The sequence below is a fragment of the Arthrobacter sp. TS-15 genome, from assembly GCF_006964045.1.
Taxonomy (GTDB): domain Bacteria; phylum Actinomycetota; class Actinomycetes; order Actinomycetales; family Micrococcaceae; genus Arthrobacter.
In genome coordinates this window covers 177-27170 of the sequence record NZ_SDXQ01000008.1, presented here as the reverse complement: position 1 = coordinate 27170, position 26994 = coordinate 177, and the positions used below count along the sequence as shown (strand labels likewise).

Genomic DNA, 26994 nt, shown 5'->3' with positions numbered 1-26994 from the left:
GAAGCAGACATGCGTATTGTGATCATCGGTGCAACAGGACACGGCGGTACTGAACTGCTGAAACGGCTCCAGAGGGCACGTTCTGAAGAGGGCGCGGACTTGGAGCTGGTGGGTGTGGTCCGGCGGCAACCTGATCAGGACGCCGCCCCGTATCGCGGAGTCGAGTGGCACACCCTGGACATCAGTGCCGCTGAGGATCAACCCGCCCTGGAAGCAGCGTTGGCAGGGGCCGATGCACTGGTTCATCTGGCGTGGCTGATCCAGCCGAACCACAACCGGGAGATGCTCCGCCGGACCAATGTAGCCGGGACAGCCCACGTGTTGGCCGCCGCCCGCAAGGCCGGAGTGGGACACGTGGTGTGCGCATCATCGGTGGGAGCGTACTCCCCGGCCCCCAAGGACCAACGAACCACGGAAGACTGGCCTGCCGGCGGGATCCGCAGCTCGCACTACAGCGTGGATAAGGCAGCGCAGGAGAGGCTCCTGGACAGTTTTGCCAAGGAAAACCCCGGCATTGTGGTGGCGCGGCTCCGCCCGGCGCTGATGTTTAGTGCCGGTGCGGGGAGCGAGGTTGGCCGCTACTTCCTGGGACGGTTTCTGCCCCGGCTGGTTCCGCGTAAGCCTTGGTTGCCGTTCCTCGCCGTCCCCAAAGAGATGGTGTTCCAGGCAGTCCACACGGCAGACGTCGCCGATGCCTACTGGCGAGTGGTGGAGCGCAAAGCGCAAGGCGCATTCAACATTGCCGCCCAGCCAGTCATCGACCCCAACGCCTTGGCGTGGATTCTGAACGCCCGGCGGGTGATGCCGTTCCCGCTTCCGGTGCTGCGCGCCGTCGTCGAGGTCAGTTGGCGACTCCGCCTGCAGGTGACCGACAGCGGCTGGGTGGACATGGCGGCCAGCGCACCAATCATGGACACCGCCCGGGCGCACGCTCTTCTGGGTTGGTCGCCCACGCATTCTTCGCTGGAGTCACTGGCAGAAATGCTGGATGGACTCGGCGCAGGAAAGGGGCGGGAGGCGTCTCCTCCGCTGAGGCCGCGGTAGCCCTATTCGGCTGACAGCACCACGGTCAGGATCCGGCGCAGGCTCATGGCCACGGACGCCGGAGCATTTACCGGGGACTGGTCAGCGGCGGCCTCGGCCACGGCGTCGCTGAGTACGCCGATGCTGTCCTTCGCTTGCGCCAGACGGTTGGCCAACTCACCGTTTTCGGCGTCGCGCCAGTGATCGACCACCGCCGCCACGGACTCCAAAGCTTCCGAAAGGGGGCCCACGACGGCATCCGGGATGACCGTCCCTGCCCCTTCCTCCCAGATGGCGCTGGCGAGGACGTCGGTGATGTCCTGGACGTGGAAGGTAAGGCGTTCCAGGGTGCGCAGACCGGCGAGGTCGCTGGGCAGGCGGGTTGCACGACGGCGGGACCTGGGGTTCGCTTTGGCGCTCAGTTCAGCTTGATGCACCGCCGTCCGGACGCCGGCTGCCGTGAGTGAAAGTTCGTCGCTGCGGCTTGCCCAGGCCTCATGGTTTGGTGGCCAGGACTCTTCCATGGCCCGGGCCATGTCCTTGAGCTGGCGGGACAACGCGCCTTGGTGCCCCGCGATGGCGGGATCGATGTCATCCAGGTGAAGGGGCGGAAATATGAGCCAGTTCACCGCGAATCCAACGCTGACGCCCAGGGCCATCTGGAGGACATAGGCGAAGGAGAATCCCTCCGCATTTGAATCACCCAGTACCAGCACGAACAGTGCGGCCATGGGAATCCACTCGGAAGCCGTGCCAAGCCGGGGAAGGCCGCCAATGAGAACGCCGAGTCCCACCACCACCGCGACGGCAAGGGCAGTAGGGGCGGCCACGGTGGTGATGGCGAAGGCCATGCCGATGCCCAGCACCAACCCTGCAAGGCTCTGTAGGCCATGTTTGGCGGAGTCGGCCACTGTGGGGTGCATGCTCACCAGGGCGCCCAGTGGTGCGTAGTACGGATATTCGGCGGCCGGTCCGGGCATAAACGGTGCGAGGTACCAGGCCAGTCCGGCTGCAACAGCCGTTTTGGCGGCAAACAAGAGGCGGTGGCGGGTCACGGTTTTTCGTAGCGCGGGAATCAGCCGTCGCCTGTTGGGCAATTGGCTCATCAAACCAACGTTGACAGGTCTGCCCTCCCGTGTCGAGCGAAAAGCGGCGAATGTGGGCCACGGCATCTTTTGCAGATTCAGGCGATTAGAACCGGGTCAAGCGGGTACACACCCATTGATAGTAACGATACTTACTATCCCGGCTGCTGTCCGCAGCCTGCCAACTGTGGAAAGAGAGCGATAATGACTGAGAGCAAATCGCCGCAGGACGGAAGCTTCGCGGCGCCAACCACCGGTGCCCATGTAGGCACCGAACCGTTCACGGGAAATTACTTGGACTCGGCCGATGGTGAGACCCAAACTGCAGGAACCACGGGAATCAGCGGAACCCCCACGGGTTCAGGTTCCGCCAGCTCAGGCAAGGTGGATACTGCCAAGGAAGAAGCTGCGGGAGTCGCAGGCGCCGTAGGTGAGGCTGCCGGCGGAGTCGTGGACACCGCCAAGACCGAGGCCGGTCACGTGGCTCACGAAGTCAAGGTCAACGCCCGCCAACTGCTGACGCAGACCAAGGGTGAGCTGGCCGATCAGGCTCAGGCCCAGCAGCAGCGTGTTGCAGAAGGTTTGCGGTCCATCTCCGACGAACTTTCCACCATGGCCAACTCGACTGAAAACGGTGGCGTAGCAACCGATCTGGTCCAGCAGGCGGCGCAGCGATCCTCCTCGATTGCCCAGTGGCTGGAAGGTAGAGATCCAGGATCGCTGCTGGATGAAGTCAAGGGCTTCGCACGTCGCAAGCCGGGAGCCTTCCTCATGATCGCTGCGGGTGCGGGCATCCTTGCCGGCCGCCTGGGCCGGGGCATGGCAGGCAACGCCTCCGATGCGGCCTCCACAAGCGGCGTGCCAGCCACCACGGAGACGCCTCGCGCCGCGTACTACCCCACCCAGGGCTACCCCACCCAGGGCTACCCCACCCAGGGGGGTGCGGTGACTCCGCCGGCAGTGGACCTCCCCGGACCGACGGCCACCACCGCCGGATACGGCTCGGCCACCACCACCGGCTACGACGCGGGAACCACCGGTGGCTACGACGGGTCCACGCTGCCTTACCCGGAGACCGAGGCTGGCGGCGTTAAGGCCCAAGGCGACCCGCTGGCAGGACCGCTCGACCCCGATGACCCCCAGTATGGAGGTCACCGATGAGCAGTCCCGCCGATCTACCTCCCACAGAAGCGCACATGAAGGCGGAGACCCTTCCCCTGGGTGAGCTCCTGAGCGACCTGACGCGTGATGTTTCAACGTTGATGCGGCAGGAAGTGGAGCTGGCCAAGGCGGAACTCAAGGAGTCCGCCACCAAGGCAGGCAAGGGCGCAGGGATGCTGGGTGGGGCTGCATACGCTGGCCACATCACCGTGCTGTTCCTGTCCATTGCCCTCTGGTGGGCTTTGGGCCAGCTTGTTGGCCTTGGATGGTCCGCCGTAATCGTGGCGGTCATCTGGGGAATCGTCGCAGCCGTTTTGGCTGCCAAGGGCCGCAAGGAACTCAACGCCATCAAAGGCATGCCCCAGACCGCTGAGACGGTCAAAGAAATACCCCCCGCTTTGAAACCGAACACTGAGGAGACACGATGACGCAGAACCCCGACGCCCTGCGCGCCGATATCGAAGAAACTCGCCGGCGGCTCAGTACCAACGTTGACGCCGTGGCTGACAAGGTCACGCCGTCGCACATCGTCAACCGCCGGGTGGACAAGATCAAAACCGCTGTGTTCGGCGCCCGCGATGACGTCAGTGATGCTGCCGGGAACGCTGCACACCGGGCCGGAGACGCTGTTTCCGGTGTGGCCAGCAATGTTTCCGGTGCCGTCTCGGACATCGGGGACGCCCCGCAGGTCATCACCCGCAAGGCACAGGGCAGCCCGATCGCGGCCGGCCTGATCGCTTTCGGCGCGGGCTTGCTGGTGTCCTCGTTGTTCCCGGCTTCGGAAAAGGAACGCGAAGCTGCCCAAGCGGTCAAGGACGCAGCTCAGCCCCTCACCGATGAGCTGAGTCACGCGGCCCAGGAAGTTGCCGAGCACCTGCGCGAGCCAGCACAGGATGCCATGCAGAACGTCAAGGACAGCGCCACGGAAGCCGCGGCCAACGTCAAGGACGAAGGCCAGGCAGCTGCCGCTGACGTGCAGGACCGCGCCGGCACCGCCAAGGACAACATCAGCAACCAGTAACCTCCCGCGCTGACCCAAGTGAGTCGCAGCAGAGCGCGTTTTGAGCCCTCAAAACGCGCTTAACTGCGACTCAGTTGGGTTATGCAGGGGTGGGTGGGTACTCACCCTTGATGACAAAGTAGGAACCCCGGATTGTCCCGGCAAGCTTTGACTTCTGCCGGGCAAACTTGAACTTCGCTTCCAACTCGGCAGGGACCTCCATCCCGTCGGCCAGCTTGAAACCAACCGCCCTTTTCCCGTCTTCAAGGCTGTACATCACGTTGATGGCTAGGCCTGATTCGTAAAAGACGTAGGCCATATGAAGGTCTTCAACCTGGAACGCAGTGGCTTCCAGGGGGCGGGACTCAATGACCAGGTCGCGTTCTTCGCGAAGGATCCGGCTGACGCGGTCCACCACGTCCGGAACCTCATTTGCCGGGCTCACCTCAAATACGTGGTTGTACTTATTGTGGAAGTAGCGGGCCTCATTGGCGCGCAACCCAGCTGCAGCCTCGGCTACCGGCGACGATTCCAAGCCGACTGTGGATACAGTCTTGAAATCAACGGTGTACGGCATGGGCCCTCCTGGTCAGTCAGCGAACTTCGAGAATCATCTGCAACAAACGGGCCGCTGCGGGACGGGCGGCGTGTTCCTCTGCCCACTGTGCCCGCGCCAGCGCCTTGCTGACTGCTTGAGTGGTGATGCCGAGCTCCTGGGCAACGGCTCGCTGTTGACCCCGGACACCCGGGGTGAGCAGATCCAACACCCGCCACTCCGCTGCACTCCGGTGCTGCACGATGTGCCCGAGGAGCCGCAGCACGGCTTCAGCCTCTGAAGCGAGGGCGGCAAGGGGGCCGTCCACTGCCACGGGAACACGTTCTTTGCCGTTGCGAAGACGGTCCACCGCCCTGCGGGCGTAAACGAGGCCATGTCCGGAGGCGTCTTTGACCAGGTTGGGCAAGGGCTCGTTAATGGGCCCCACCCCGATACCCACGTACCACTGGCCCGTACGGAGCGCGATCAGGGCCGTCTCCACGGCTTGATGGCTGCACTCCACGATGCCTTGGACCTCGTCTTCAACCGAGCGGTCAAAGTCGAGCCGCGCAGGAATGTGCCGCAGGTCCTTGAGCAATTGCGGCACAAGATCGCCGTCGTGGCGACTGTCGCGTTGGTTGATGGTGAGAGTGAACATAGTGGATCACATGCTACCGGCTGGTAGTCGGTCTGCAAGGGCCAAATTTGCCCACTGGTGAGTCAAACCGGTCAGTCAAGCGCCGTTTGTCCCGTCAGTACGACGGCGGGCAGCGCACCTGCCGCCGCCCGCGCGGCGTCGGGTATTCCGGCGTCCTGCATGGCCCCTTGGATGACTAGGACCAAAGGGGCGGGGTGGTTGTTGGAGGCAAAGACCCAGAAGGTGCCGCGGGCCTGGAAAACCACCGCAAACTGGCCTTCGGCGCCCAGAGAAACCTTGCTGCGTGCCACGAGTCTGTGATCGGGGTCGGTGCCATCGATGGTGGTGACAGCTTTGATGCTGCCGGGCACCACGTCATTCCAGCGGAGCACCAAAGTGGTGTGTTTCTGCGAGTACTTGGCCACCACCCCGGCATCAAACACCAAGAGTTTGCGGAAGCTCCCCAGGAAGGTCATGGTCCACAGCAGCAGGCCGGTCAGGATGCTCGTCAACGCAAAGAAGGCGGGATCGTTAAAATGTCCGGCCTCCCGAGTGGAGCGGATGGGACTGATGAACTCAGCCACCGTTCCGAAGACGAAACCCACAACAAGGCAGGGGAGTAGGACCTTCCAGAAGATCTTGCGCGAGGAGGCTACGTAGCGGAGCCGCCCCAGTTCAGGACCGAGCCTGCGCTCAACCCGGCGAACCAGCCAGTTACGGCCGTGCATCCGGGCGCTGGCCGTAAAGGTTGGGCAGGTTCTGCCGCTCTGCAGCAGCCGCCTGCTCTGCCGCCGCTACCTTGGGGTCCGGGATGGGCTGCTGGCCTTGCGCGATTCCCGAGCGCCGGTCCATGGCTGCAAACTTCGGGTCCCAGGTGTCATCTCCGCCGCCGCTGATGGCGGAGGCAATGAGCATCACCACGAAGAACGGGAAGAAAGACCAGCAGACGGCGCGCCAACCGCCCAACCAGGCTCCCGCCGTCGTGCCGTTCTTGATACGCACAGAGCGCATACCGGCCGCGGCGTCGCCTACGCTGCCCACGGATCCCCAGATCATGCCGTATATGAAAAGCCCAACAAACCACAGGACCACGTAGAGCGTCAGCCACAAACCGTCGTTGTATCCCAAGGCCGAGCCGCTGTTCATCATGGCCTCCCGGATCACTACGGCGATCACGGCCAGGACCGCGTAGCCCACCAGGAACACCACGGCATCCAACACGCGGCCCCAGAAGTGCGCAGTGCCGCTGGCCTTAACGAAGTACGCGCCGGTGTCCGTGTGGCGGCGGACAGGGCGTCCGGTCAGCGGATCCACCAAGCCGGTGGAGGTTGAGGGTTTAGGAGTGCTCATGAGGGGCTTTCAGCTCGACGGCGGGATGCGGCTTTGGACGGCACGTTTTGGAGCGGAACGTCAGGACCGGAACGTCAGGCCAGCCCGGCCAGTCCGCCCAGGACGCGGGCCAAGGAAGGGGCGGAAGTTTCCTGCAACTCGAAGGTCACGGCTCCACCCTGCTCCGGCAGATCGGAGCCCGGAGCGCCCTCCACACGAGGAGTCAGCACGTGGACGCCCGACGGGCCGGTATACACAGTGACGGTGGGGAAATCGTTGGTGTCGGAGTTGAATGCCACCACGTTGCTTGCGGCTTGGGTGTCAGCCAAGGCTGTGGCTGCGTGGGCCTCGAACTGGGCCTCCGTGTAGAGGGCAGGGTCCGTGTCGCGGGCAGCAGCCTTTTCCGGGTCCACGAATTCAGCCAGGCGCGGTACCAGTTGTTCGCGGGTGATCACCGTGAAGCCGTGCAGTCCGCTCTCGTCCACTTCCTCCAGCAGTACGCCGTCGTCGTGGAGGTAGCTGTAGAGCCAACGCTTGCCGGTGGAGACGGTGCGCTCCACGGATACGATGCTGCTTCCGCTACGGCGGAGGGTGAGTGCGCCCGTGATTTCCTCGGTGGCGTGCAGTCGCGAGGGTTCAGTTTCGCCCTCGAAGACCACCGGGTACACGAGTTCCTTGGCCAGCAGGCCGCGCAGGGCAATAGCGCACATGAGCTCCTTGCTGGCGTCCTGGGCCGAAAGCCACGGCAGGGCCACCAGCTGTTCGTGCTGAACGCCGTCCAGTGCCACAATCTCTTCATCGGTCAGTGTGGGCAATGGCGCTCCGATTGCACTGGCCGAAGCCAGGACCTTCGCTGCGGCCTCAATGTCCCGCTGGGTCCATTTCATGGTGCTGGTGGTCATCCGAATATCCCTCCGACAAAGTTTCCGACTGACTTGGCGGCGTCACTGACCCCGTCTGCCACCTTACTGCCTACGTCCTTCGCGAAGCCCGCCACCTCCTTGGCGCCGTCGGCAATGTAGCTGCCCGAGTTGCGGGCGAAGTTGCTGATGGAGTCCCAGTTGTCGGCCACGAGGTTGCCCAAAGCCCAGGCTCCGGCAACAATGCCGGCGCCGATCACGATCGGAGCACCGATCGGGCCCAGCAGGGCTGCGCCACCGGCCGTCATGAGCATGATGCTGCCAACGCCACCCACGACGGACAGTCCGCCGGCCACGCGATCGCCGGTCCCGCGCCAACCGTCGTGCTGGGGGTTGATCATGTCGCTGATGCCGCCAACGATGTTCAGCGGTGCCGCCAGCGCTCCGGCTATCCGGAGGCCTTTGGAGAACTTGCTGGCGTCCTGGAACGCCTGGCTGTAGGGGATGCTGGCCCTGGCGTCGTTGAGGACGTCGGTGACTTTCTCACCGTTGCGCAGCGCGGTCATGGCGTCCCGGATGACGGTCCCGCCTGCCCGCCAGTTGGTCAGGACTTCGCGGGTCTTCACCCATTCGGCGTTGCCAAGCTTGAGGTATTTGTACGCCGTCCACAGCGGGGCGGCCAGTCCTTTGACGCCCATTGCTGTGTCATAGACGTCCTTGAGAACGCCCACCGAGGTGCCGGAGCCGTCATTGTGGCTGGCGAATTCCTGCTGGTTGGCGTGCTTCTTCAGCTGGCTCGCGTTCTCACGGAGCATGTTGGCGGCCTTGACCAGGCTCTGCCGGTGCTGGGAGTTCCAATCACCCTTGAACACGGTGGCATCGCGGCCTTGCCATGCCGTGGTGGAGTTGATCGCGTTGGACAACTGTGTGCTTTGCAGGCTGATGGCGTCGGCAGCTTTGCCCATCACGCCTGCCAGACTGCGAAGCTGCGCTATGTCCGCGCCATAGAACCCAGCCATGTGGAACCCCCTGTAAACAAGCATCGAAAAGTCTCGTCCCAGCCTAAAGGGACCTGCGAGCTGCCGCGATGGGGAGACATGCCCATGTGCATAAAAAAGAACGACGGCGGCCGGTGCGGTTCGCAGGGAACCGCACCAACCGCCGTCGGGACCCAACTGAGTCGCATTAATGCGCGTTTTGACCGCTCAAAACGCGCTTAACTGCGACTCGGTTGGGGAAGAATCAGTGTCCGGCAGCCGGGACGTAGCGCTTGATGGAAGCTTCCAGCTCGGCTTCGGCAGCGGCACGGTCGCCCCAGCCTTCAGCCTTGACCCACTTGCCCGGCTCAAGGTCCTTGTAGCGGGTGAAGAAGTGCTCGATTTCCTTGATCAGGAATTCGCTGACGTCGCTGACTTCCTGGATGTGGTCGAAACGTGCGTCCACGGGAACGCAGAGGACCTTGGCATCTCCGCCGCCGTCGTCGGTCATGTTGAACACGCCGATGGGGCGGGACTCAACAATGACGCCCGGGTGGAGATCGAAGTCCTGCAGGAGCACCAATGCGTCCAACGGGTCGCCGTCTTCGCCCAGGGTGTTCTCGAAGAAACCGTAGTGCGTGGGGTACTGCATGGAGGTGAACAGGACGCGGTCCAGGCGGACACGGCCGGTTTCGTGGTCAACTTCGTACTTGACGCGCGATCCCTTGGGGATCTCGATGGTCACGTCGTGCTTCATGGAATGCTCCTTGACGGGTGTGGGTGGGGCGCGGCAGGCAAAAGCACGGCCGGCGCCGCCGACTACTATTGAGGATATAGCGAGAGGCCCGGGTTTCTTGAACCGGCGGGGACATTTCAGGACTGACAGGACCAAGCAACTTCCATGATGGGCGTGAAAAACGGGGGTGCCCGCAAGCGGGATACGCCGGTGTGGGGGCGCTTTGCATGGCCGCTGCTACTGACCACAGTTTTGTTATGCCTTGGCGCCGTAGTGGTGGTGGGGATGTTTCCGGGCCTGATCACTGTCCCGAAGCCCATGCCTGCAGTTCCCGCCTGGCATAAGGTGCCGGACCGTCTATCCGACGTCAACAGTGTGCTTCCCTTGGATGCGAAGGCTCCTATTCCTGTGCCTGCCCAGGTGGCAAAACTCCTCAACGCCACGCTCACACCGGATGGTGCCGGCAGCATCAGCGGCGTGGTGATGGACGCCTCCACGGGCCAAGTCCTTTTTGATCGCGACGCCAACGCCAACCGCATCCCGGCCTCGAACATGAAGCTGCTGACCGCCGTCGCCGCGCTAACGGCGCTGGGCCCAGAGTCCCGGTTCACCACCCGCGTGCTCGCATCCGACAATCCCTCAACAGTGGTGCTGACCGGGGGAGGGGATGTGCTGCTGGGTTCCGGCGCCTCCGAACCCTCAGCCGTTCTTGGCCGTGCCGGCCTGGCATCGTTGGCTGCGGACACGGCCGCCGCTCTGACTTCGGCCGGTGTGAACGGACCGATTACCGTACAAGTTGACGACTCACTCTTCAGCGGCGCGCCCCTTAATCCCGCCTGGAGCCTGGACGACGTCGCTGCCGGCGAAACCGCGCCCCTGTTTTCCTTGGCGTTGAACTCCGGCCGCTATAACCCTGAGGTTTTGACCGGTCCCCGGCCCCAGGATTCCGCCATCACCACCGCCCAGGCGTTCGCCGATCAGTTGGCGGCCGCGGGCGTCCCGGTGAGTCCCGGCGTCGAACGCGGCAAAGGCCTCCCCGCCAAGGTGTTGGCTGCTGCTGAGTCGGCCACCGTCAGCGAGCAAGTGGACCTCATGCTCGAGTCTTCGGACAACTTCCTCGCCGAAGCGTTGGGGCGCATGACCGCTTTGGCGTCCGGCCAGGCAGGGACGTACGACGGCGCCACTGCAGCCGTGCGGCAAAGGCTGGGGGAGCTGGGGATCGCCACGGATTCGATGCAGTTGGCTGACGTTTCCGGCCTGGCCTTGGAGAATCAGGTCACCGCCCACCAGTTTGCCGAAGTTGTCCGTGCCATCACCAGCGGACCTGACCCTGCCCTACGGACCGCGCTCGATGGATTTCCGGTAGCCGGACTCACCGGAACCCTGGATAACAGGTATGTGGACGCCGGCACGTCCGAGGGCGCCGGGCTGGTACGCGCTAAGACCGGGACGTTGAATACCGTGCTCGCGTTGAGCGGTTACGTTGTGGACGCTGATGGCCGGCTGCTGGTGTTTTCGTTCATCGGCAATGGGCTGGATCCCGGAGCCGCGGGCAATAAGGTGGCCTTGGACCGCTCTGCGTCGGTGCTTGCCGCGTGCGGCTGCCAAGGCTGAATCCTCAGCGCGGAGCGAACTTAAGGCTCACTGTCAGAGACGTGTGGTGTGATGGACCGTATGGTGTCATCTGCCCGCGATTCGTCAGCAGGGGCCCCGGCCCTGATCAATTGGGACCTGGCCGCCTCTACGGCTGCCCGGCTTGCCCCTCCAGGTCCGGAGCTTAGCGCCGGGGAGATCGGCAAGGCCGTGGATAATCTGCGCTTCAACGCGGATATCTCCGTCCCGCACGTGCACGACATCACCGGCTTGGATGCCGCGAAGGACCTGCGCGATTCGCACGTCCTGGTGGTGGACAGGGCCTCATGGTCCAAGGCCAACACGCAAAGTTTCTCAGTGATGCTCCAGCCCGCCCTGGAGAAGATGCTGGAGAGCCGCAGCGGGGTGGCAATGACCCCGGCTGCGACTGCTGCCAGCGGCGCCATCACTGGCACTCAACTCGGTGCCGTGCTGGCATTCCTCTCCAGTAAAGTCCTCGGCCAGTACGACCCTTTTGCTGCGCTGGCCCCGGATTCGAATGTTCCCCCGGGCGGCCGACTCTTGCTGGTGGCGCCCAACATCATCTCCGTGGAGCGCGAACTCAACGTCCACCCGGACGACTTCCGTCTCTGGGTATGCCTGCATGAACAGACCCACCGGGTCCAGTTCGCGGCTGCGCCTTGGCTCCGGCACCACATGCTGGATGAGATCGAGAAGCTCAGCGGCAATCTTCTGGGCAACATGGATACGTTGGTTGAACGCGCCGGCGCTGTGGCCAAGTCACTGCGCGACCGTAACCCTTCCGAGAAGACGCCAGGCCGTGGCGCCATCCTGGATCTCCTCCAGAACCCGGAGGAAAAGGCGTCCCTCTCCCACATCACGGCCGTCATGAGCCTTCTGGAAGGGCACGCCAACGTGGTGATGGATGCTGTGGATTCGAGCATCGTCCCCTCCGTGAGGACCATCCGCCAGCGCTTCAACGAACGGGGCAAGGACCGCGGCGTGGTGGAGAAGTTCATCCGCAACCTCCTCGGCCTGGACGCCAAGATGCGCCAGTACACCGATGGCGCCAAGTTCGTCCGCGAAGTAGTTGCCGTGGCCGGCATGGAGGGCTTCAACCGGGTGTGGGAGTCCGCCGAGTACCTCCCCACCGAAGAAGAGATCCACAACTCCAAGCTGTGGCTTGAGCGGATGGGACTTTGAGCGTTCCTGTTGGTTCTGGTGGTACCGCCAGCGGGTCCGCTGTGGGCGCTGTAGCCAAGGGTCGACGTCGGCCCGGGCGTTTGGCGCCTGTCGTCGGCAAGGCGCGGAAGCAATTGCAGAACGCCCTGTCCTCCGCCGGCTATCCCTCACGTGTGCTTGTAGCCTGCAGTGGAGGCCCGGATTCATTGGCTTTGGCAGCAGTTGCCGCCTACTTTGCCAGGCGGGGCCATGTAGGCGGGCATCCAGTGTCCGTGGCGGGCGTAGTGGTGGATCATCAACTGCAGGCCGGCTCCGCGGAGGTGGCTGCCCGTACCGCTACTGTGCTGCGCGAGCTGGGGCTTTCTCCGGTCGAAGTGCGGACCGTGGAAGTCGCCGCCACTGGTTTTGGACCGGAAGCCGCAGCCCGGGACGCCCGGCATGCTGCGTTGGAGTCTGCCGCATCCCGGCTGGACTGTGATGCGATCCTGCTGGGTCACACCTTGGACGATCAGGCCGAACAGGTACTTCTGGGCTTGGCCCGTGGGTCCGGAACACGATCCCTCGCTGGCATGAGGCCCGCACGGGGACGCCTGCTCCGGCCCTTCTTAGGCCTCCGCCGTGAGGAGACGCTGGAAATTTGCCGGGTGGAGGAGCTCTCCCCCTGGCACGACCCCAGTAATTCCGATCCCGCCTTTGCCCGCTCCAGGACGCGTGTTGAAGTGATGCCGGTTCTGGAAGAGAAACTCGGCCCGGGTGTTGCAGAATCGCTGGCCCGGACCGCGGCAATCCTGCAGCAGGACGCGGACTTTCTTGAAGAGCTGGCCAACGAGACCTATCTCTCACTTGTGCAGCATGTGGACGACGGCGCGTGGTTGCCCGAAGACGCCGTTCGTGAACTGCCCGCAGCGCTCAGGTTCCGTGTCATCGCGAAGGCGGCGGCCGACGTCGGCGGTCAACAACCCGGCTACGGGCGCCTCCAAGCTGCGGAAGCACTGCTTCGCAGGCAAGGCTCGGCAGGGCCCGTGGAACTGCCCGGCCACGTCAGTGTGTACCGCCTGTCCCTCAGCGATCTGGAGCAGGAAGGACCTGTTTCCGCGGGGGCTTTGTCCGCGTTCTCGGCGGGCGCTGCGGCTGACGGCGTTCCCCGACTAGCCCCCCGCTGTGGGAAGCTAGTATTCCGGCATCAGAAATCGTCCCAACAGTAGCCGCACCCGAGCATCAAAACAGGAGCCATTGGTGGATTCAAACGACGTCCAGGCAGATCTCAAGCACGTTCTTTACACCAAAGAGCAGATCCAAACGCGTATCGCGGAACTCGCGGCGCAGATCGACAAAGACTACGAAGGCCGCGACATCCTTATTGTCGGTGTCCTCAAGGGTGCTGTCATGGTCATGGCTGACCTCGCACGTGCGCTGCACAGCCACGTCAGCATGGACTGGATGGCTGTCTCGTCCTACGGCTCGGGCACCCAGTCCTCCGGTGTAGTCCGGATTCTCAAGGACCTCGACACCGACCTGATGGGCAAGGACGTGCTCATTGTTGAGGACATCATTGACTCCGGCCTGACCTTGTCCTGGCTCAAGTCCAACCTCGAATCCCGTGGCACGGCCAGCGTCGAGATCTGCACAGCTTTCCGCAAGCCGACCGCCGCCAAGGTGGAAATCGACGTCAAGTACGTTGGCTACGACATCCCCAACGAATTCGTCGTAGGTTACGGCCTCGACTACGCCGAGAAGTACCGCAACCTGGACTTCGTGGGCACCCTGGCCCCGCACGTTTACGAGTAAGCCCTTCCGCTTAGCCCGTTAGCCCTGTTTGCCCTGTTTTGTCCCGCCGCACCCTATCCCGCCGGACGCACCCGTAACTTCTGGTGCGTTTGGCGGGTGTGGGTGCGGCGTTGGCGCTTAAGGGGTGCGCCCGGCGGGCGTGGGTGCGGTCATAGGGGACCCGAAGCCTGACGCCGCAACGGCTCCTCGCGCTAAACTGGACCATGACCGGTGCTCCCGCCCGCCTCTTGACGTGGCTCGCCGTCATGGCGACTCTCCTCACGGCCTGCACTCCTGCGGTCGATCTCACTGAGACCGATGCCGGACAGCCCATCGCGTCCTCTTCCGCCATGCCGACTACGGGTGACCTCCAGGCGGTCCCGTCAACGAGCGCCACACAGACCCCTGTGGCACCGCAACCCGCACCGCCGCCACCGCCGCCCGCTGTTCCTCAGGCTTTCGCTTTGAATCTCTACCAAGAGGGGGACTTTGTCCCGCAGTACACCTTTGACTGGTGTGTTGCGGCGAGCATCCAAATGGCACACAACCTCGTCGATGACACCGGCGGCGGAACGTGGGCAACCTCCGCACAGCAAAGCGAGCTGTGGGAGATGGCCCGTGCACGGTCATCGAATTCCTTCAACGGGGCCAACCCGCGGGGCTGGGCTCAGGTCTTGACCGAGGTTGGAATGGGCCCATATGCGGTGGTCAGCATTGCCACCTACGAGGACACGCTGCAGACGGCGGCGCGTGCAATAGCCGAAACCGGGCGGCCTGTAGGGCTCGTCATGTGGAGCGGTCGGCATGCCTGGGTAATGAGTGGCTTTGAGTCCATGGGTGATCCCACGCAATTCGCGGAGTTCCAAGTGACGGGGATTCGTGTCTTGGATCCGCTCTATCCCCATGGCAGTGGGCAGTGGGGCCCTTCTCCGGAGCCCAATAGTCTGCTTACTCCGGAGCAGCTTGCCACACAGTTCGTGGTCCGTGAGCCCCGGCGCTGGAGCTCAGACCTGCCCACTGGTTACTTGCTGGTGCTCCCGGTCGCGGCCTGATTCAACCGGACTCTCAGGCCGCCCGCAGGGAGCGCAGGCCGCCGTCGTTCAGAATGCGTGCGAATGCTCGCGGGTTCATCATCTCGGACCAGTCCCAGCGAACCACAGTGAGGCCTAATGCCCGCAGCCCATTTTCGCGGGCCTTCTCTGCCATGATTGCTTGCTGGATGGTCTGGTTTCCCCGCAACTCGTGTCTCAAATATTTTCCGTGCCCGTCGAATTCCCCCACAAGACCGAGTTCAGGCCACCAGAAATCGGTTCTGGCGGTTCGCCCGTTCCCCAACGTAAAAGAGCCCTGAAGGCTAGGCATGGGGAAGTTGAGCAAGATCATTTGGGCTCGACTCATGGATTCCCCCACCGATTCGGGCTTTTCCGAGGAGAGATCCAGAATCGATTTGGCACGTCGCTGCCTTGAGACGCTGGTGAGAGCGGAGACAGCTTCAACCAGTTCATCCATTGGCGCCGGTGGACCCCATGCCTTGTCCTTGTTCCAATCGTCGGCCGTAAAGGCGTCGCCCCACCTTTGGTTTCGGCGGCTGGAGTCCACGACGGCCAAGGCTTCGGCAAAGTTCAGGGCGGCCGCCAGCTCCACTGTGGTGCGGACCTTGTCTGTGACTTTGAAGCCGCCTAGTTGGGTTACCCCAGTGTCGAGAGGTCCCAGGCTTCTCCTAATTCCGTGCTTTGACCTGCCACCCCGGGGGTCGCCTGTGACGGTGCATAAGCTCCGCGGCACACCAACTACGCCGAGGCCCCAGAGGAGCGCTGCCGTCTGCAAGTTGAAGAGGGGCACCGTATTGGTCGTATTGACCAACGCAGCGGCTTGGAGGCCGTGCCGCTGACGCTCGTTCAATTCCGCCCAATAGACAGCGCGAATATAGGCTCCGCGTCGAATCCGAACGAGCTCGCCACGTTTGGCCTGCTTCGCAAGCTGGCGCGCGTCCTGTCCAATGCGTGTCGCATCTGAAGCAAGTATGAGTTCCGGAATGACCATAGGTTCCACGCTTCCTGTTCTTCTGCGAAGGCGAAAGCACCCGTCCGAGGTATGTGGAAAGCCGAGCTATGTGGAAAACGGCATCGAGACCACTCGGACGAGACCCAAAATGGCGCACACCAACGGGGCCCAGTTGTTCGCAAGCTCCTCCCAAGCCGGCACCCTCTTCCGCCGGGCGCGCCTGTTCTTCAACAAGTGCGCACCCTTTTCCGCCGTTCGCTCCAGAGGTTACGGGTGCGGATGGCGCGAACGGGTACGCAGCAAGGCGACGCCGCACCCGCACCCAACGAGAGTGCATAACCCCTGTTCCAGCGCACCCAACGCGAGTATCCTGTGTACGCCCAGAGGGAACTTTTGGACTTTCCGATGCGTGAGTTACTGGGAACGGTGTATAGCTAGAAACTGAAGCAGCACCACTCGCGCGCAGAAGTTGCGCCTCGCAGCACTACCAGGAGGGACGGGGCAAAACCCCGATCAGATGAAAGCTAAGAGTTTCTTCAAGGGCCCGGGCATCTGGATTGTTGTCGTCGTTGGCTTGCTCCTGGTGGCATTCGCAACGCTGGCTCCGGGCGGTTCCACGCGCATTGACACCAAGGAAGGCCTCGAACTCCTTTCCCAAAACGGGAAGGTTGAGCAGGCCAAGATTTTCGACGCCGAGAACCGCGTTGACCTGGTGCTCAAGGACAACCTGAACCTGGACGGCCAAGATAAGGGCAAGAACGTTCAGTTCTTCTACGTCACAGATCGCGGTCCGGATGTGGTTAAGGCTGTCACCAACGCCAACCCGGACAAGGGCTTCACGGACCAGCCGGTGGAGAACAACTGGTTCTCCGGCCTGTTCTCCCTGCTCATTCCGGTGCTGCTGCTGGGTGTCCTGTTCTGGTTCCTGCTTTCCCGCATGCAGGGCGGCGGCTCCAAGGTGATGCAGTTCGGCAAGTCCAAGGCCAAGTTGGTCAATAAGGACATGCCGCAGGTGACCTTCGCTGACGTCGCGGGTGCGGACGAAGCCGTGGAAGAGCTCCAGGAAATCAAGGAGTTCCTCCAGGAACCGGCCAAGTTCCAGGCCGTGGGTGCAAAGATTCCCAAGGGTGTGCTGCTCTACGGCCCTCCAGGTACTGGTAAGACGCTGCTGGCCCGCGCTGTAGCTGGCGAGGCCGGCGTTCCCTTCTTCTCCATCTCCGGCTCGGACTTCGTTGAAATGTTCGTCGGCGTTGGTGCTTCGCGTGTTCGCGACCTTTTTGAACAGGCAAAAGCGAGCTCCCCGGCCATCATCTTCGTTGACGAAATCGACGCCGTTGGACGTCACCGCGGTGCCGGCATTGGCGGCGGCAACGATGAGCGCGAGCAGACCTTGAACCAGCTCCTCGTTGAGATGGACGGCTTCGACGTCAAGACCAACGTCATCCTTATCGCTGCCACCAACCGCCCCGACGTCCTGGACCCTGCGCTCCTGCGCCCGGGCCGTTTCGATCGGCAGATCACCGTGGAAGCCCCGGACATGATCGGCCGCGAACAGATCCTCAACGTCCACGCCAAGGGCAAGCCCATGGCCCAGGGCATCGACCTGAAGGCCGTTGCCAAGAAGACACCTGGCTACACCGGTGCAGACCTGGCCAACGTGCTCAATGAAGCCGCATTGCTAACTGCACGTTCCAACGCGAACCTCATCGATGACCGTGCCCTTGACGAGGCAATCGACCGCGTCATGGCGGGCCCGCAGAAGCGCAGCCGGGTCATGAAGGAACTCGAGCGCAAGATCACTGCGTACCACGAAGGCGGTCACGCCCTTGTTGCTGCCGCACTGCGTAATTCCGCTCCGGTCACCAAGATCACCATCCTTCCCCGTGGCCGTGCTCTCGGGTACACCATGGTGATACCTGAGGATGACAAGTACTCGGTCACCCGCAACGAGCTGCTGGACCAGATGGCCTACGCCATGGGCGGCCGTGTTGCTGAGGAAATCGTGTTCCACGACCCCTCCACAGGGGCATCCAACGACATCGAAAAGGCCACCGCCACGGCCCGGAAGATGGTCACCCAGTACGGTATGAGCGAACGCGTAGGTGCCGTGAAGCTGGGCCAGGGCGGCGGTGAGCCATTCTTGGGCCGCGACGCCGCGCAGGAGCGTAACTTCTCCGACCAGATCGCCTATGTTGTGGACGAGGAAGTGCGTCGCTTGATCGACCAGGCACACGACGAGGCTTACGCCATCCTCACGGAGAACCGCGACGTCCTGGACCGGTTGGCCTTGGAGTTGCTGGAGCGCGAAACCCTGAACCAGCAGGAAATCGCTGACATCTTCCACGACATCCGGAAGCGCGATTTCCGCGAGATCTGGCTGTCCAAGGAGTCCCGTCCGGTGCAGTCGATTCCTCCGGTGGAGAGCCGCGCCGAGAAGGCTGAACGCGAAGCCCAGGAAGAGGCCAAGCAGGCCCGATTGGATGAGCCTTTGGACGTCGTGGCACCGCATGCCCAGGGAGTCAGCAGCCAGGAGTCGTTCCAGGCCCCGCAGCCCGACGGCGGCAACGACCACCCGCATCACGGCTAAGCTTCTGCTGTGACTCATTTCGACGACGACGACGACCTCGCCGCCGCCCACGGTTCCGCCGCGGGCTCCAAGCACGGACACAAAGTGGACCGTCCGCGCATTGAAGCGGCTGTCCGCGAGATCCTTCTGGCTATTGGTGAAGACCCTGACCGCGGAGGACTCCTGGACACGCCTAAGCGCGTAGCCAAGGCCTACGCTGAGGTCTTCGCCGGCCTGCACCAGCACCCTGCGGATGTCCTTTCCACCACGTTTGACCTGGACCATGAAGAGCTTGTTTTGGTCAAGGACATTCCCTTCTACTCGACGTGCGAGCATCACTTGGTGCCGTTCCACGGAGTGGCACATGTTGGTTACATTCCGTCACATGACGGCAAGGTGACCGGCCTGAGCAAGTTGGCACGACTGGTGGATATTTATGCGCGGCGGCCCCAGGTGCAGGAACGCCTCACCACCCAGATCGTCGAGGCGCTGGTGAAGCACCTCAACCCGCGCGGCGCTATTGTCGTCGTCGAATGTGAACACATGTGCATGTCCATGCGCGGCATTCGCAAGCCCGGCGCGAAGACCGTCACCAGTGCGGTGCGCGGTCAACTCCATGACCCGGCCACCCGCGCCGAGGCCATGAGCCTCATACTCGGAAGGTAAGCACTATGGACTCCCTCGCTGCAGCACCCGGAACCGGCCCGGCCACAAGCCCTCTGCCGATTCTCCGCAAACCGCGACCCGCGGCCAGGTTCGAGGACCTGCCAACGGACCGCACGCTCGTTATGGGAATCCTCAACGTCACCCCGGATTCTTTCAGCGACGGCGGTACTCACCGGACGCCGGATACTGCCATCGCGCTCGGCCTGCGGATGTTTTATGCAGGTGCGGACATCATCGACGTTGGTGGTGAATCCACCCGCTCGGGCGCCGAACCGGTTTCTCCGGAAGAAGAGCAGAGTCGCGTCATCCCCGTGATTCAGGCGCTGGTGAAGGCCGGCGCGCTGGTCAGCATCGACACTATGCACACGTCCACCGCGGCGGCTGCCATTGAGGCGGGTGCGGCCATCATTAACGATGTCTCAGGCCTGACGATTGAACCGGACATGCCCGAGCTCGTAGCCCGGACCAAGGTTCCGTACATCCTGACGCACCGCCGTGGCGACGCCCTGACCATGGACAGCCTCACGGACTACAACAACGTGACCGAGGATGTGGTGGCGGAGCTCAGCGGCGTCCGCGACAAGCTGTACGCGGCAGGTGTTGCGCCGGAGCAGATCATCATAGATCCCGGCGTTGGTTTCTCCAAGAATGAAGAGCAGAACTGGGAAATCCTCCGGAACCTGGATCAGCTTTTCTCGCTGGGCCACAAGGTGATGGTTGCTGCTTCCCGTAAGCGGTTCCTCGGTTCGCTTCTCACAGTGGCGGGTAAGTCCGCTGCACCCTTGGAACGCGATGCGGCTACCGCTGCCATCACCGCTTTGAGCGCCACGAAGGGTGCTTGGGCTGTCCGGGTTCACGACGTCGGCCCGAGCCTTGACGCCGTCAAGGTCGCCGCCCGCATTTCCCGCTGATTGGATACCGCTGTGGACAGGATCACGCTGACCGGCGTCACCGCCGTCGGTTATCACGGTGTGTTCGATTTCGAACGCCGTGACGGCCAGCCTTTTGTGGTGGACGCCGTGCTGTACACGGACTTCACCAAGGCAGCTGAGACGGATGATCTGCAGTACACAGCCCACTACGGCGAAGTGGCTGAGTTGATTACCAAGCACATTGAGGGCGAGCCTTTGAACCTCATCGAGGGCCTGGCTGTGAGGATTGCCGAGGGCATCCTCGAGAACTACAGTGTTGCCGCCGTTGATGTCACAGTTCACAAGCCCAAGGCGCCCATCGAGGTACCGTTCGGCGACGTTACTGTTAGCGTCCACCGGGAGCGATCATGACGTCCGGCTATACCAAGGCCATCCTGGCCCTTGGCAGCAACCTGGGGGAGCGTAACGACACCTTGTCCACTGCCGTCGCGGATCTGGTGGACCCGCCGGAGGTGCGCTTGTTGGGTGTCTCGCCGGTGGTGCAGACAAAGGCCGTCGGTGGTCCGGAGGGCCAGCCTGATTTCCTGAACATGGTCATGGCGGTGGAGACCACGCTGACACCCCTGGAACTCTTGAAGCACTGCCATGCAGTGGAACAGAAGCATCACCGTACCCGCGAGGTGCGATGGGGTCCCAGGACCCTGGATGTGGACGTGATCGTATTCGGTGACGTCGCCAGCGAGGACCCCGTTCTGACGATTCCGCATCCGCGGGCAGCGGAGCGCGCTTTCGTGCTGTACCCGTGGTCCCTGCTGGATCCGCACGCCACACTGAATGGCAGGAGCGTGGCTGAACTGGCCGCCGTCGCCGCCGACATGCCGGACATTCGGCGCTTCGACGGTTTTGGTGACGTAGCCGGTGTGCCGGCCGCCGGAGCAGTGGAGCAGCCATGAAAGCAATGCGCCCCGTGGTTCTGATGCTCATCGCTGTGATCGCTGCCGTGATTGGTTGGTTGGCTACGGTGGCTACCAACCGTTTCAGCATGCCTACCCCTGTGCTGCCCGTTTCCGCGCTCATCACCATGGCGGTCATCGCCGGGCTGACGCTGGTCATGGGTATCAGAGTATTGCGTTGGCGCAACGGCAAGAAGAAAAACCTGCTTGATCCGATCCTCGCGGCCAGGACGCTGATTCTGGCTCAAGCCTGCGCCTACGCGGGGACTCTGCTCCTGGGTTGGCATGCGGGAATCGCCACGGACCTTCTCCGTATTGGTGGCTTGCGTGGCGGCGAGGGAATTCTGTGGAATGCCCTTTTGATGGGCGGCGGCGGCGTAGTGATGGTTGTGGTTGGTCTGGTGGTGGAGCGGTTCTGCCGCATCCCGCCGGAGGACCTGGAAGGTGGGACCGCCGGACCGGAAACCCGTCGAGGCGAAACTAAAGGTGAAGGCGAGTATGCATACCGAGGCGATTGATCCTCCCGGCGTCCAGTGGCTGCGGGTATCCCCAAAGTACGTCACCGTTCGCTTAGTGGAGTGGGCTATCGGCAACGTTGTGATGCTGGTATTCCTCAGCCTGCCTCTCGTTTTCGTGTTGCTCGGCTGGTGGCGGTGGCCGCCTCTGTGGCTGGCGATCACGGTTCCCGCAATGGTGCTGGTGTTGGCCTTGTGGAGGCTGGTGCTGATTCCGCGCCAAGTTCGCGCAATCGGGTACGCCGAGCGCGACGATGACCTTCTTATCCGCCGCGGTATTTTCTTCCAGCGAACCATGGTGGTCCCTTACGGCCGGATGCAATATGTGGACGTTGCGGTTGGGCCCGTTGAACGCAGCCTGGGGTTGTGCACGCTCAAACTTCACACGGCCTCTGCGGGAACCAATGCGCAGTTGCCTGGGCTTCCGGCAGTAGAAGGGGCACGCTTGCGCGAGCAGCTTTCGGCTCGCGGAGAAGCCAGGTTGGCCGGGCTGTGAGCCTGGAAAACAACGCCACTGAGAGCCTGCCGGGCAAGCCGGAACCAACGGTCGACGGCGACTGGAACCGCGTCCACCCTGCGTCACCGTTCGTTCGCGGCTGGGTGGCGCTTGCCGCCGTCGGGTTCTTCTTTGGTCGTGACGCTTTCGAGCGAATGCTGCAGGGCCGGGATTTCGTGGATCCGAACCTCAGCGGCCGGGCGCCGTGGCTGCTGGCCGGGGGCGCCGTAGTGTTGCTGTTGACGGTTGGCGGGTTCATTCTTAGCTGGTACTTCACGCGCTACCAAGTGGCGGAGGGGTATGTCCGTGTCAACACCGGCTTCCTGTTCAAGCAGCAACGGCAGGCCCGTTTGGATCGCGTTCAGGCGATCGACATTGTGCAGCCGCTTTTGGCGCGGATCTTCGGGCTCGCTGAACTGAAGTTTGAAGTGGCCGACGCCGGCGAGTCGGCCGTGCGGCTCGCTTACCTCCCGCTGGACCAAGCTAAGCAGCTGCGTGCCACCATTCTTGCGCGGGCGGCGGGTGTAGTCAGCGGACCGGAAACCGCAGCGGAAGTCCCGGAAGCTCCGGAGCATGTTGTGTTGTCGGTGCCGCCGTCCCGGCTTATTGGTTCCCTGCTGCTCAGCGAGCAGACTGTCGGCATTTTGCTTGGGGCCGCAGTTGTTGTCACAACGTCTGTGTTGTTTGACAACAACGCTATTTTCCTGGCGCTCATCCCCGGCATCCTGGGTATCGCTGCGTCTTACTGGAGCTCCTTCAACAAGGGCTACAACTTCACCGCCGCGATTTCCCCGGACGGCATCCGCCTCCGGTACGGGCTTCTTGATACGCAGGCGCAGACTCTTCCGCCCGGGCGGATCCAGGCGCTCATGGTGGCGCAGCCGCCCCTGTGGAGGATCTTTGGCTGGTACCGGATTCACGTCAACGTGGCGGGTTACGGCCTGGCGGCCAGTACTGATGGCGTCCGAACAATGTTGCTTCCCGTCGGTCTGAAGCCGGAGGTGTTGCGGATGATGTCTTTGGTGTTGCCTGATCCTGGAGTTGAGGATCCGGAACGGGTTTTCACCGCGGGCCTTAATGGGCTTGGGCCGGTTCAACCCAACACCGCCACGAGTGACGGCTTCACCACCACTCCCCGCCGCGCAAGGTTGTTGGCCCCGCTTGGCTGGCGGCGCAACGGTTTCCTTGCCACCAAGACTGCGTTGCTGATCCGTTCCGGCCGCTGGTGGCACACGCTTGTGATGGTTCCGCATCAGCGGACACAATCCATGGCACTGCACCAGGGCCCGTGGGCGAGGCGATTCCGCGTGGCCGATCTTGTCCTCCACACCACGGCAGGGCCGGTTTCCCCGCGGGTGTTCCAAGCCGACGTGGAGCAGGCAGTGGAGCTTTTCGATCAGCAGGCTGCCCGGGCCCGGGAGGCACGGAAGCGGCAAACCAGCGAACAATGGCTGGCGCAGGTGGCACCGCAAGCCCCGGAGCTCGCAGCCACACTAACGGAACAACCCGCCCAGCCTGCACCACCCCAGACTTCACCGCAACAGGAGGACCGCCACGATGGCTAGGCCAGGACGACTCGGTGTCGGGATCATCGGCGCTGGCAAGGTGGGTGCCGTGTTGGGTGCCGCTTTGCGCGCGGCCGAGCACGCCGTCGTCGGGGTTTCTGCCGTATCCGAGGCGAGCCGCGAGCGTGCGGAGAACCTGCTTCCCGGCGTTCCGGTCCTGGAAATCCAGGACATCGTGGAACGCTCGGAGCTCGTTTTGCTAGCCGTCCCGGACGATGCCCTCGGCGAGTTGGTGGCGGGGTTGGCCAAGCTCGGAGCGTGGCAGCCCGGCCAACTGGTGGCGCATACGTCGGGCCGGTTCGGCGTCGGAATCCTCAACCCGGTCCGGGCAGCGGGTGCGATTCCGCTGGCGCTTCACCCGGCCATGACCTTCACCGGCATGAGCCTGGACCTAACCCGTCTCATGGATTGCACGTTTGGTGTCACGGCGGATGCTGCCATGCTGCCGATCGCCCAGGCACTGGTAGTGGAGATGGGCGCGGAACCCGTGGCCATTGCTGAGGCCGATCGCACGCTCTATCACGCGTCACTCGCGCATAGCTCGAACCATATGGTCACGCTGGTGGCGCAGGCATCGCAAATGCTGCGGGAGATCGGCGTCGAAACCCCGGAGGCCATGCTTGGTCCGCTGCTGCGTGCGACTCTCGAGAACGCCCTCGCGTCCGGCGAATCTGCGCTGACCGGTCCTGTTTCGCGAGGGGATGTGGGTACCGTTTCCGCGCACGCCCAGGCATTGAAAGAGTACGACGGCGGTGCAGGCGGCGACGTCCTTGAGGCCTACCGGGCCATGGCCCGGGCGACTGCGCGCAGGGCAGGAAAACGCGGGCTGCTGCGTCCCGAACAACTGATTGAGATTGACGAGGCCTTGGGCGCCGAACCCAAGGCACCGGAAGGAAACTGAACAGCATGGCCATCAAACTCGTGACCACGGCGGCGGAATTACGGGCCGAGAGTGCGCGGCTCCTGACCGCCAAAGGTGGAAATTCGCAAGGACTTGTACCCACCATGGGTGCTTTGCATACGGGCCATGCCGCGCTGGCCCGGACCGCTGCGGCGGAGAACGACGTGGTGGTGGCCACCATCTTCGTCAACCCCTTGCAGTTTGGCGATGCCGTGGACCTTAACCGCTACCCGCGCACCCTCGACGCTGACATGGCCCTGCTTGATGCCGAAGGCGTGGACTTGGTGTTCGCGCCGTCCGTGGACGAGGTGTATCCCGGCGGCCAGCCCTTAGTACGGGTGACATCCGGTCCGCTGGGTGAAAAGTGGGAAGGGGCCTCGCGCACGGGACATTTCGACGGCGCCCTTACTGTGGTGGCCAAGCTGTTGCACTACGGACTCCCCGGACGTGCTGCGGCTGACGGCACGACGGCGGCCTACCGGGCCTATTTTGGCCAGAAGGACGCACAACAGTTGGCATTGGTGAAGCGCATGGTCTCGGACCTGAACTTCCCGGTAGAGATTGTGCCCGTGCCCATCGTTCGCAGTGAGGACGGTTTGGCGCTCTCCAGCCGCAACAGGTTCCTGTCCGACGAAGAGCGTGAAGCAGCGCTGGTGTTGTCGCGGGCTTTGCGCCTCATTGAGTCCCGCGCGAACGCGCATGAACCGCTTGACCTCGATTCCGCCGTCGCGCTTGTTGAATCGCAGCCGCTGGTGGAACTGGACTACTTCGACGTCGTGGATCCCACTACGCTGGAGCCGCTCGCAGAGAACTGCAAGGAGACCCCCTTCCGCGGTGAGGGATTGGCGATCATTGCCGCCAAAGTGGGGCCGGTGCGGCTCATCGACAACGCCCCTTTGTTCTCCTAGCGTTAGGAATTTCTCTACTGACGGGAATTGGATGGGAGTTTAGACTGTTCTAGTCTTCACCGGCATAGATCGCCGGACACCAAATCCAAACCCTTGGGGAATCCTCATGTCTACCGACGTCACGTCCGACGCCAACGGCAAGCCTAATTCGGGCGCTTCCGGCTCCGTCACCTCCACCGAGGCGGCGCCCCCGGTAGTGCCGGCGCCCCAGGCTCCCGGGTCCCAGGCCCCGGTGTCCGGGAAGATGTCACGCGAATCCGTGACGGTCATTGTCACGCTGTTGGTGGCAACCTTCGTGGTGATCCTCAACGAGACCATCATGAACGTCGCCCTGCAGCGCCTCATGACGGACCTCCAGGTGAGCGCGTCCACTGTGCAGTGGCTGGCCACGGGCTTCATGCTGACCATGGCAGTCGTCATCCCCACCACGGGTTTCATCCTGCAACGGATGAGTACGCGCGGGGCTTTCATGCTGGCCATGGGGCTGTTCAGCGGTGGAACGTTGCTGGCCGCACTGGCACCGGGATTCCTGGTGTTGCTGCTGGCGCGCATAGTACAAGCAGGTGGCACTGCCATCATGCTGCCGCTGCTGATGACCACCATCCTCACGCTGGTTCCGATGTCCAAACGCGGTGCCGTGATGGGCAACGTCAGCATTGCCATCTCGGTGGCCCCCGCCATGGGACCCACTGTTTCAGGCATCATCCTGGACCACTTCTCCTGGCGCTTCATGTTCGTGTTCGTGCTGCCCGTTGCCCTGGCTGCGTTTGCGATCGGCGCCAAGTACCTCACCAACGTGGGCGAACGGGAGAAGACCACACTGGACGTGCCTTCTGTCATCCTTACCGTCCCCGCCTTTGGTGGGCTGGTTTACGGTTTGAGCCAGATCGGTGGAGCCGAGGCTGGCGTTGTTCCCGTCATCGCGCTGGTAGTAGGCGTCCTCTGCCTTGCACTGTTTGTCTTCCGGCAGCTCAAGCTCCAGAAGTCCGACGCCCCGCTCTTGGACCTTCGCGCTTTCAAGTTCCGGATGTTCACGGTGTCCACGCTGCTGATGGTCGTCGCCATGATGGCCCTGTTCGGCGGCGTCATCCTGTTGCCGCTGTACCTCCAGAACACGCTTCACCTTCAGCCTTTGGAGACCGGACTGGCTCTGCTGCCGGGTGGTTTGGCCATGGGCTTGTTGGGTCCGGTCATCGGGCGGATCTTCGACAAGGTTGGTCCCCTGCCGCTGACTGTCACAGGCTCGGTGCTGATGGTCCTGACTCTCTGGCAGTTCTCGCGTCTGGATGAGGCAAGTTCCCTTGGCTGGGTTATTGCCCTGCACGTCACACTGAGCCTTGGCCTCGCCCTGCTCTTTACGCCGGCCTTCACCACAGGCCTGAACCCACTGCCGCCGCACCTCTACTCCCATGGTTCAGCGATTATCAGCACGGCCCAGCAGGTTGCGGGTGCTGCCGGCACTGCGCTGCTGGTGTCCATTTACGCCGTGGTTTCTGCATCCTCCGGGTTGGTGGCGGGCATGCAGGCGGCATTCCTGGCCGCGACCGTTATCGCGGTGGCGGCTGTGGTCCTTGGCGCCATGATGCGCAAGACGGAAGGCGCCGGAGGCCACGGCGGCCACTAAGCCTCCGTTTGACCCCTCAGACGCTCTCTCACATCCCTC

General features: G+C 63.2%; 29 protein-coding genes. 20 read left to right on the top strand and 9 right to left on the bottom strand.

Features of this window, described 5'->3' with window-relative positions:
* The first annotated feature begins 9 nt into the window (after positions 1 to 9).
* A complete protein-coding gene (locus EU811_RS03910) occupies positions 10 to 1044 on the top strand; it encodes an NAD-dependent epimerase/dehydratase family protein (RefSeq protein ID WP_142937201.1) in 1035 nt (344 codons plus the stop codon).
* Positions 1045 to 1046: 2 nt separating this feature from the next.
* Here the strand turns inward: EU811_RS03910 and EU811_RS03905 are convergent, their stop codons facing one another.
* Complete coding sequence (locus tag EU811_RS03905; RefSeq protein WP_223941405.1) at positions 1047 to 2129, bottom strand: FUSC family protein; 1083 nt, start codon at positions 2127 to 2129, stop codon at positions 1047 to 1049.
* 183 nt (positions 2130 to 2312) lie between these two features.
* Between EU811_RS03905 and EU811_RS03900 the strand changes: the two genes are divergently transcribed.
* From EU811_RS03900 to EU811_RS03890, 3 genes are read left to right on the top strand one after another with little or no spacing between them, the layout of a single operon-like run.
* Positions 2313 to 3269: a hypothetical protein gene (locus tag EU811_RS03900; protein ID WP_187697075.1), complete on the top strand. Its 957-nt coding sequence runs from the start codon at positions 2313 to 2315 to the stop codon at positions 3267 to 3269.
* On the top strand, positions 3266 to 3697 hold the full coding sequence (locus tag EU811_RS03895) for a phage holin family protein (protein WP_142937200.1): 432 nt from the start codon (positions 3266 to 3268) through the stop codon (positions 3695 to 3697). Before EU811_RS03900 ends, EU811_RS03895 begins: the two co-directional genes overlap by 4 nt.
* On the top strand, positions 3694 to 4290 hold the full coding sequence (locus tag EU811_RS03890; RefSeq protein ID WP_142937199.1) for a DUF3618 domain-containing protein: 597 nt from the start codon (positions 3694 to 3696) through the stop codon (positions 4288 to 4290). The genes EU811_RS03895 and EU811_RS03890 overlap by 4 nt, the downstream gene beginning before the upstream one ends.
* A 79-nt stretch (positions 4291 to 4369) precedes the next feature.
* Here EU811_RS03890 and EU811_RS03885 read toward each other — a convergent pair whose 3' ends face one another.
* The 7 genes from EU811_RS03885 to EU811_RS03855 all read right to left on the bottom strand — a co-directional run bounded on the left by EU811_RS03885 (position 4370) and on the right by EU811_RS03855 (position 9364).
* Entirely contained in the window at positions 4370 to 4846 is a 477-nt protein-coding gene (locus EU811_RS03885) for a phage tail protein (RefSeq protein ID WP_142937198.1), read from the bottom strand.
* Between the two features lie 16 nt (positions 4847 to 4862).
* Entirely contained in the window at positions 4863 to 5462 is a 600-nt protein-coding gene (locus EU811_RS03880) for a hypothetical protein (RefSeq protein ID WP_142937197.1), read from the bottom strand.
* Between the two features lie 71 nt (positions 5463 to 5533).
* Positions 5534 to 6169, bottom strand: a complete 636-nt coding sequence (locus tag EU811_RS03875) for a hypothetical protein (protein WP_142937196.1) — start codon at positions 6167 to 6169, stop codon at positions 5534 to 5536.
* Complete coding sequence (locus EU811_RS03870; protein WP_142937195.1) at positions 6156 to 6791, bottom strand: RDD family protein; 636 nt, start codon at positions 6789 to 6791, stop codon at positions 6156 to 6158. The genes EU811_RS03875 and EU811_RS03870 overlap by 14 nt, the downstream gene beginning before the upstream one ends.
* Before the next feature lie 74 nt (positions 6792 to 6865).
* Positions 6866 to 7672: a hypothetical protein gene (locus EU811_RS03865; protein ID WP_142937194.1), complete on the bottom strand. Its 807-nt coding sequence runs from the start codon at positions 7670 to 7672 to the stop codon at positions 6866 to 6868.
* Positions 7669 to 8649, bottom strand: coding sequence for a hypothetical protein (locus EU811_RS03860; protein ID WP_142937193.1), 981 nt, complete (start codon positions 8647 to 8649; stop codon positions 7669 to 7671). The genes EU811_RS03865 and EU811_RS03860 overlap by 4 nt, the downstream gene beginning before the upstream one ends.
* Positions 8650 to 8872: 223 nt before the next feature.
* The gene (locus EU811_RS03855; protein ID WP_039239147.1) at positions 8873 to 9364 is read right to left on the bottom strand and encodes an inorganic diphosphatase; all 492 of its coding nucleotides are present in this window, start codon (positions 9362 to 9364) and stop codon (positions 8873 to 8875) included.
* Between the two features lie 147 nt (positions 9365 to 9511).
* Between EU811_RS03855 and dacB the strand changes: the two genes are divergently transcribed.
* The 5 genes from dacB (at position 9512) to EU811_RS03830 (ending at position 14937) form a co-directional block, all read left to right on the top strand.
* Entirely contained in the window at positions 9512 to 10957 is a 1446-nt protein-coding gene (gene dacB, locus EU811_RS03850) for a D-alanyl-D-alanine carboxypeptidase/D-alanyl-D-alanine endopeptidase (RefSeq protein ID WP_142937318.1), read from the top strand.
* A gap of 60 nt (positions 10958 to 11017) precedes the next feature.
* Entirely contained in the window at positions 11018 to 12139 is a 1122-nt protein-coding gene (locus tag EU811_RS03845) for a zinc-dependent metalloprotease (RefSeq protein ID WP_142937192.1), read from the top strand.
* 113 nt (positions 12140 to 12252) lie between these two features.
* Positions 12253 to 13323 (top strand): tRNA lysidine(34) synthetase TilS, encoded by a 1071-nt coding sequence (gene tilS / locus EU811_RS03840; protein WP_142937317.1) that lies wholly within the window; start codon positions 12253 to 12255, stop codon positions 13321 to 13323.
* Positions 13324 to 13354: 31 nt separating this feature from the next.
* Entirely contained in the window at positions 13355 to 13906 is a 552-nt protein-coding gene (hpt, locus tag EU811_RS03835) for a hypoxanthine phosphoribosyltransferase (protein ID WP_011772910.1), read from the top strand.
* Positions 13907 to 14109: 203 nt separating this feature from the next.
* The gene (locus tag EU811_RS03830; RefSeq protein ID WP_142937191.1) at positions 14110 to 14937 is read left to right on the top strand and encodes a hypothetical protein; all 828 of its coding nucleotides are present in this window, start codon (positions 14110 to 14112) and stop codon (positions 14935 to 14937) included.
* Positions 14938 to 14950: 13 nt separating this feature from the next.
* Here the strand turns inward: EU811_RS03830 and EU811_RS03825 are convergent, their stop codons facing one another.
* The gene (locus EU811_RS03825) at positions 14951 to 15928 is read right to left on the bottom strand and encodes a type IV toxin-antitoxin system AbiEi family antitoxin domain-containing protein (RefSeq protein WP_142937190.1); all 978 of its coding nucleotides are present in this window, start codon (positions 15926 to 15928) and stop codon (positions 14951 to 14953) included.
* A 478-nt stretch (positions 15929 to 16406) separates the two neighbouring features.
* Here EU811_RS03825 and ftsH point away from each other — a divergent pair, with 478 nt between their 5' ends.
* The 11 genes from ftsH (at position 16407) to EU811_RS03770 (ending at position 26955) form a co-directional block, all read left to right on the top strand.
* On the top strand, positions 16407 to 18476 hold the full coding sequence (gene ftsH, locus EU811_RS03820) for an ATP-dependent zinc metalloprotease FtsH (RefSeq protein WP_142937189.1): 2070 nt from the start codon (positions 16407 to 16409) through the stop codon (positions 18474 to 18476).
* Positions 18477 to 18485: 9 nt separating this feature from the next.
* Positions 18486 to 19121, top strand: coding sequence for a GTP cyclohydrolase I FolE (gene folE / locus EU811_RS03815; protein ID WP_026005412.1), 636 nt, complete (start codon positions 18486 to 18488; stop codon positions 19119 to 19121).
* Positions 19122 to 19126: 5 nt separating this feature from the next.
* Complete coding sequence (folP, locus tag EU811_RS03810; protein ID WP_142937188.1) at positions 19127 to 20032, top strand: dihydropteroate synthase; 906 nt, start codon at positions 19127 to 19129, stop codon at positions 20030 to 20032.
* A 12-nt stretch (positions 20033 to 20044) separates the two neighbouring features.
* Positions 20045 to 20404 carry a dihydroneopterin aldolase gene (folB, locus tag EU811_RS03805; RefSeq protein ID WP_142937187.1) on the top strand — a complete coding sequence of 120 codons (360 nt, stop codon included), beginning with the start codon at positions 20045 to 20047 and terminating at the stop codon, positions 20402 to 20404.
* Positions 20401 to 20946 (top strand): 2-amino-4-hydroxy-6-hydroxymethyldihydropteridine diphosphokinase, encoded by a 546-nt coding sequence (gene folK / locus EU811_RS03800; protein ID WP_142937186.1) that lies wholly within the window; start codon positions 20401 to 20403, stop codon positions 20944 to 20946. The genes folB and folK overlap by 4 nt, the downstream gene beginning before the upstream one ends.
* Positions 20943 to 21464 (top strand): DUF3180 domain-containing protein, encoded by a 522-nt coding sequence (locus EU811_RS03795; protein WP_142937185.1) that lies wholly within the window; start codon positions 20943 to 20945, stop codon positions 21462 to 21464. Before folK ends, EU811_RS03795 begins: the two co-directional genes overlap by 4 nt.
* A complete protein-coding gene (locus EU811_RS03790) occupies positions 21445 to 21957 on the top strand; it encodes a PH domain-containing protein (RefSeq protein ID WP_142937184.1) in 513 nt (170 codons plus the stop codon). Before EU811_RS03795 ends, EU811_RS03790 begins: the two co-directional genes overlap by 20 nt.
* The gene (locus tag EU811_RS03785) at positions 21954 to 23522 is read left to right on the top strand and encodes a PH domain-containing protein (RefSeq protein ID WP_142937183.1); all 1569 of its coding nucleotides are present in this window, start codon (positions 21954 to 21956) and stop codon (positions 23520 to 23522) included. The genes EU811_RS03790 and EU811_RS03785 overlap by 4 nt, the downstream gene beginning before the upstream one ends.
* A complete protein-coding gene (locus tag EU811_RS03780; RefSeq protein ID WP_142937182.1) occupies positions 23515 to 24423 on the top strand; it encodes a Rossmann-like and DUF2520 domain-containing protein in 909 nt (302 codons plus the stop codon). The genes EU811_RS03785 and EU811_RS03780 overlap by 8 nt, the downstream gene beginning before the upstream one ends.
* A 5-nt stretch (positions 24424 to 24428) precedes the next feature.
* Positions 24429 to 25331 carry a pantoate--beta-alanine ligase gene (panC, locus tag EU811_RS03775; protein ID WP_142937181.1) on the top strand — a complete coding sequence of 301 codons (903 nt, stop codon included), beginning with the start codon at positions 24429 to 24431 and terminating at the stop codon, positions 25329 to 25331.
* 106 nt (positions 25332 to 25437) lie between these two features.
* The gene (locus tag EU811_RS03770; protein WP_142937180.1) at positions 25438 to 26955 is read left to right on the top strand and encodes a DHA2 family efflux MFS transporter permease subunit; all 1518 of its coding nucleotides are present in this window, start codon (positions 25438 to 25440) and stop codon (positions 26953 to 26955) included.
* Positions 26956 to 26994: the final 39 nt, after the last annotated feature.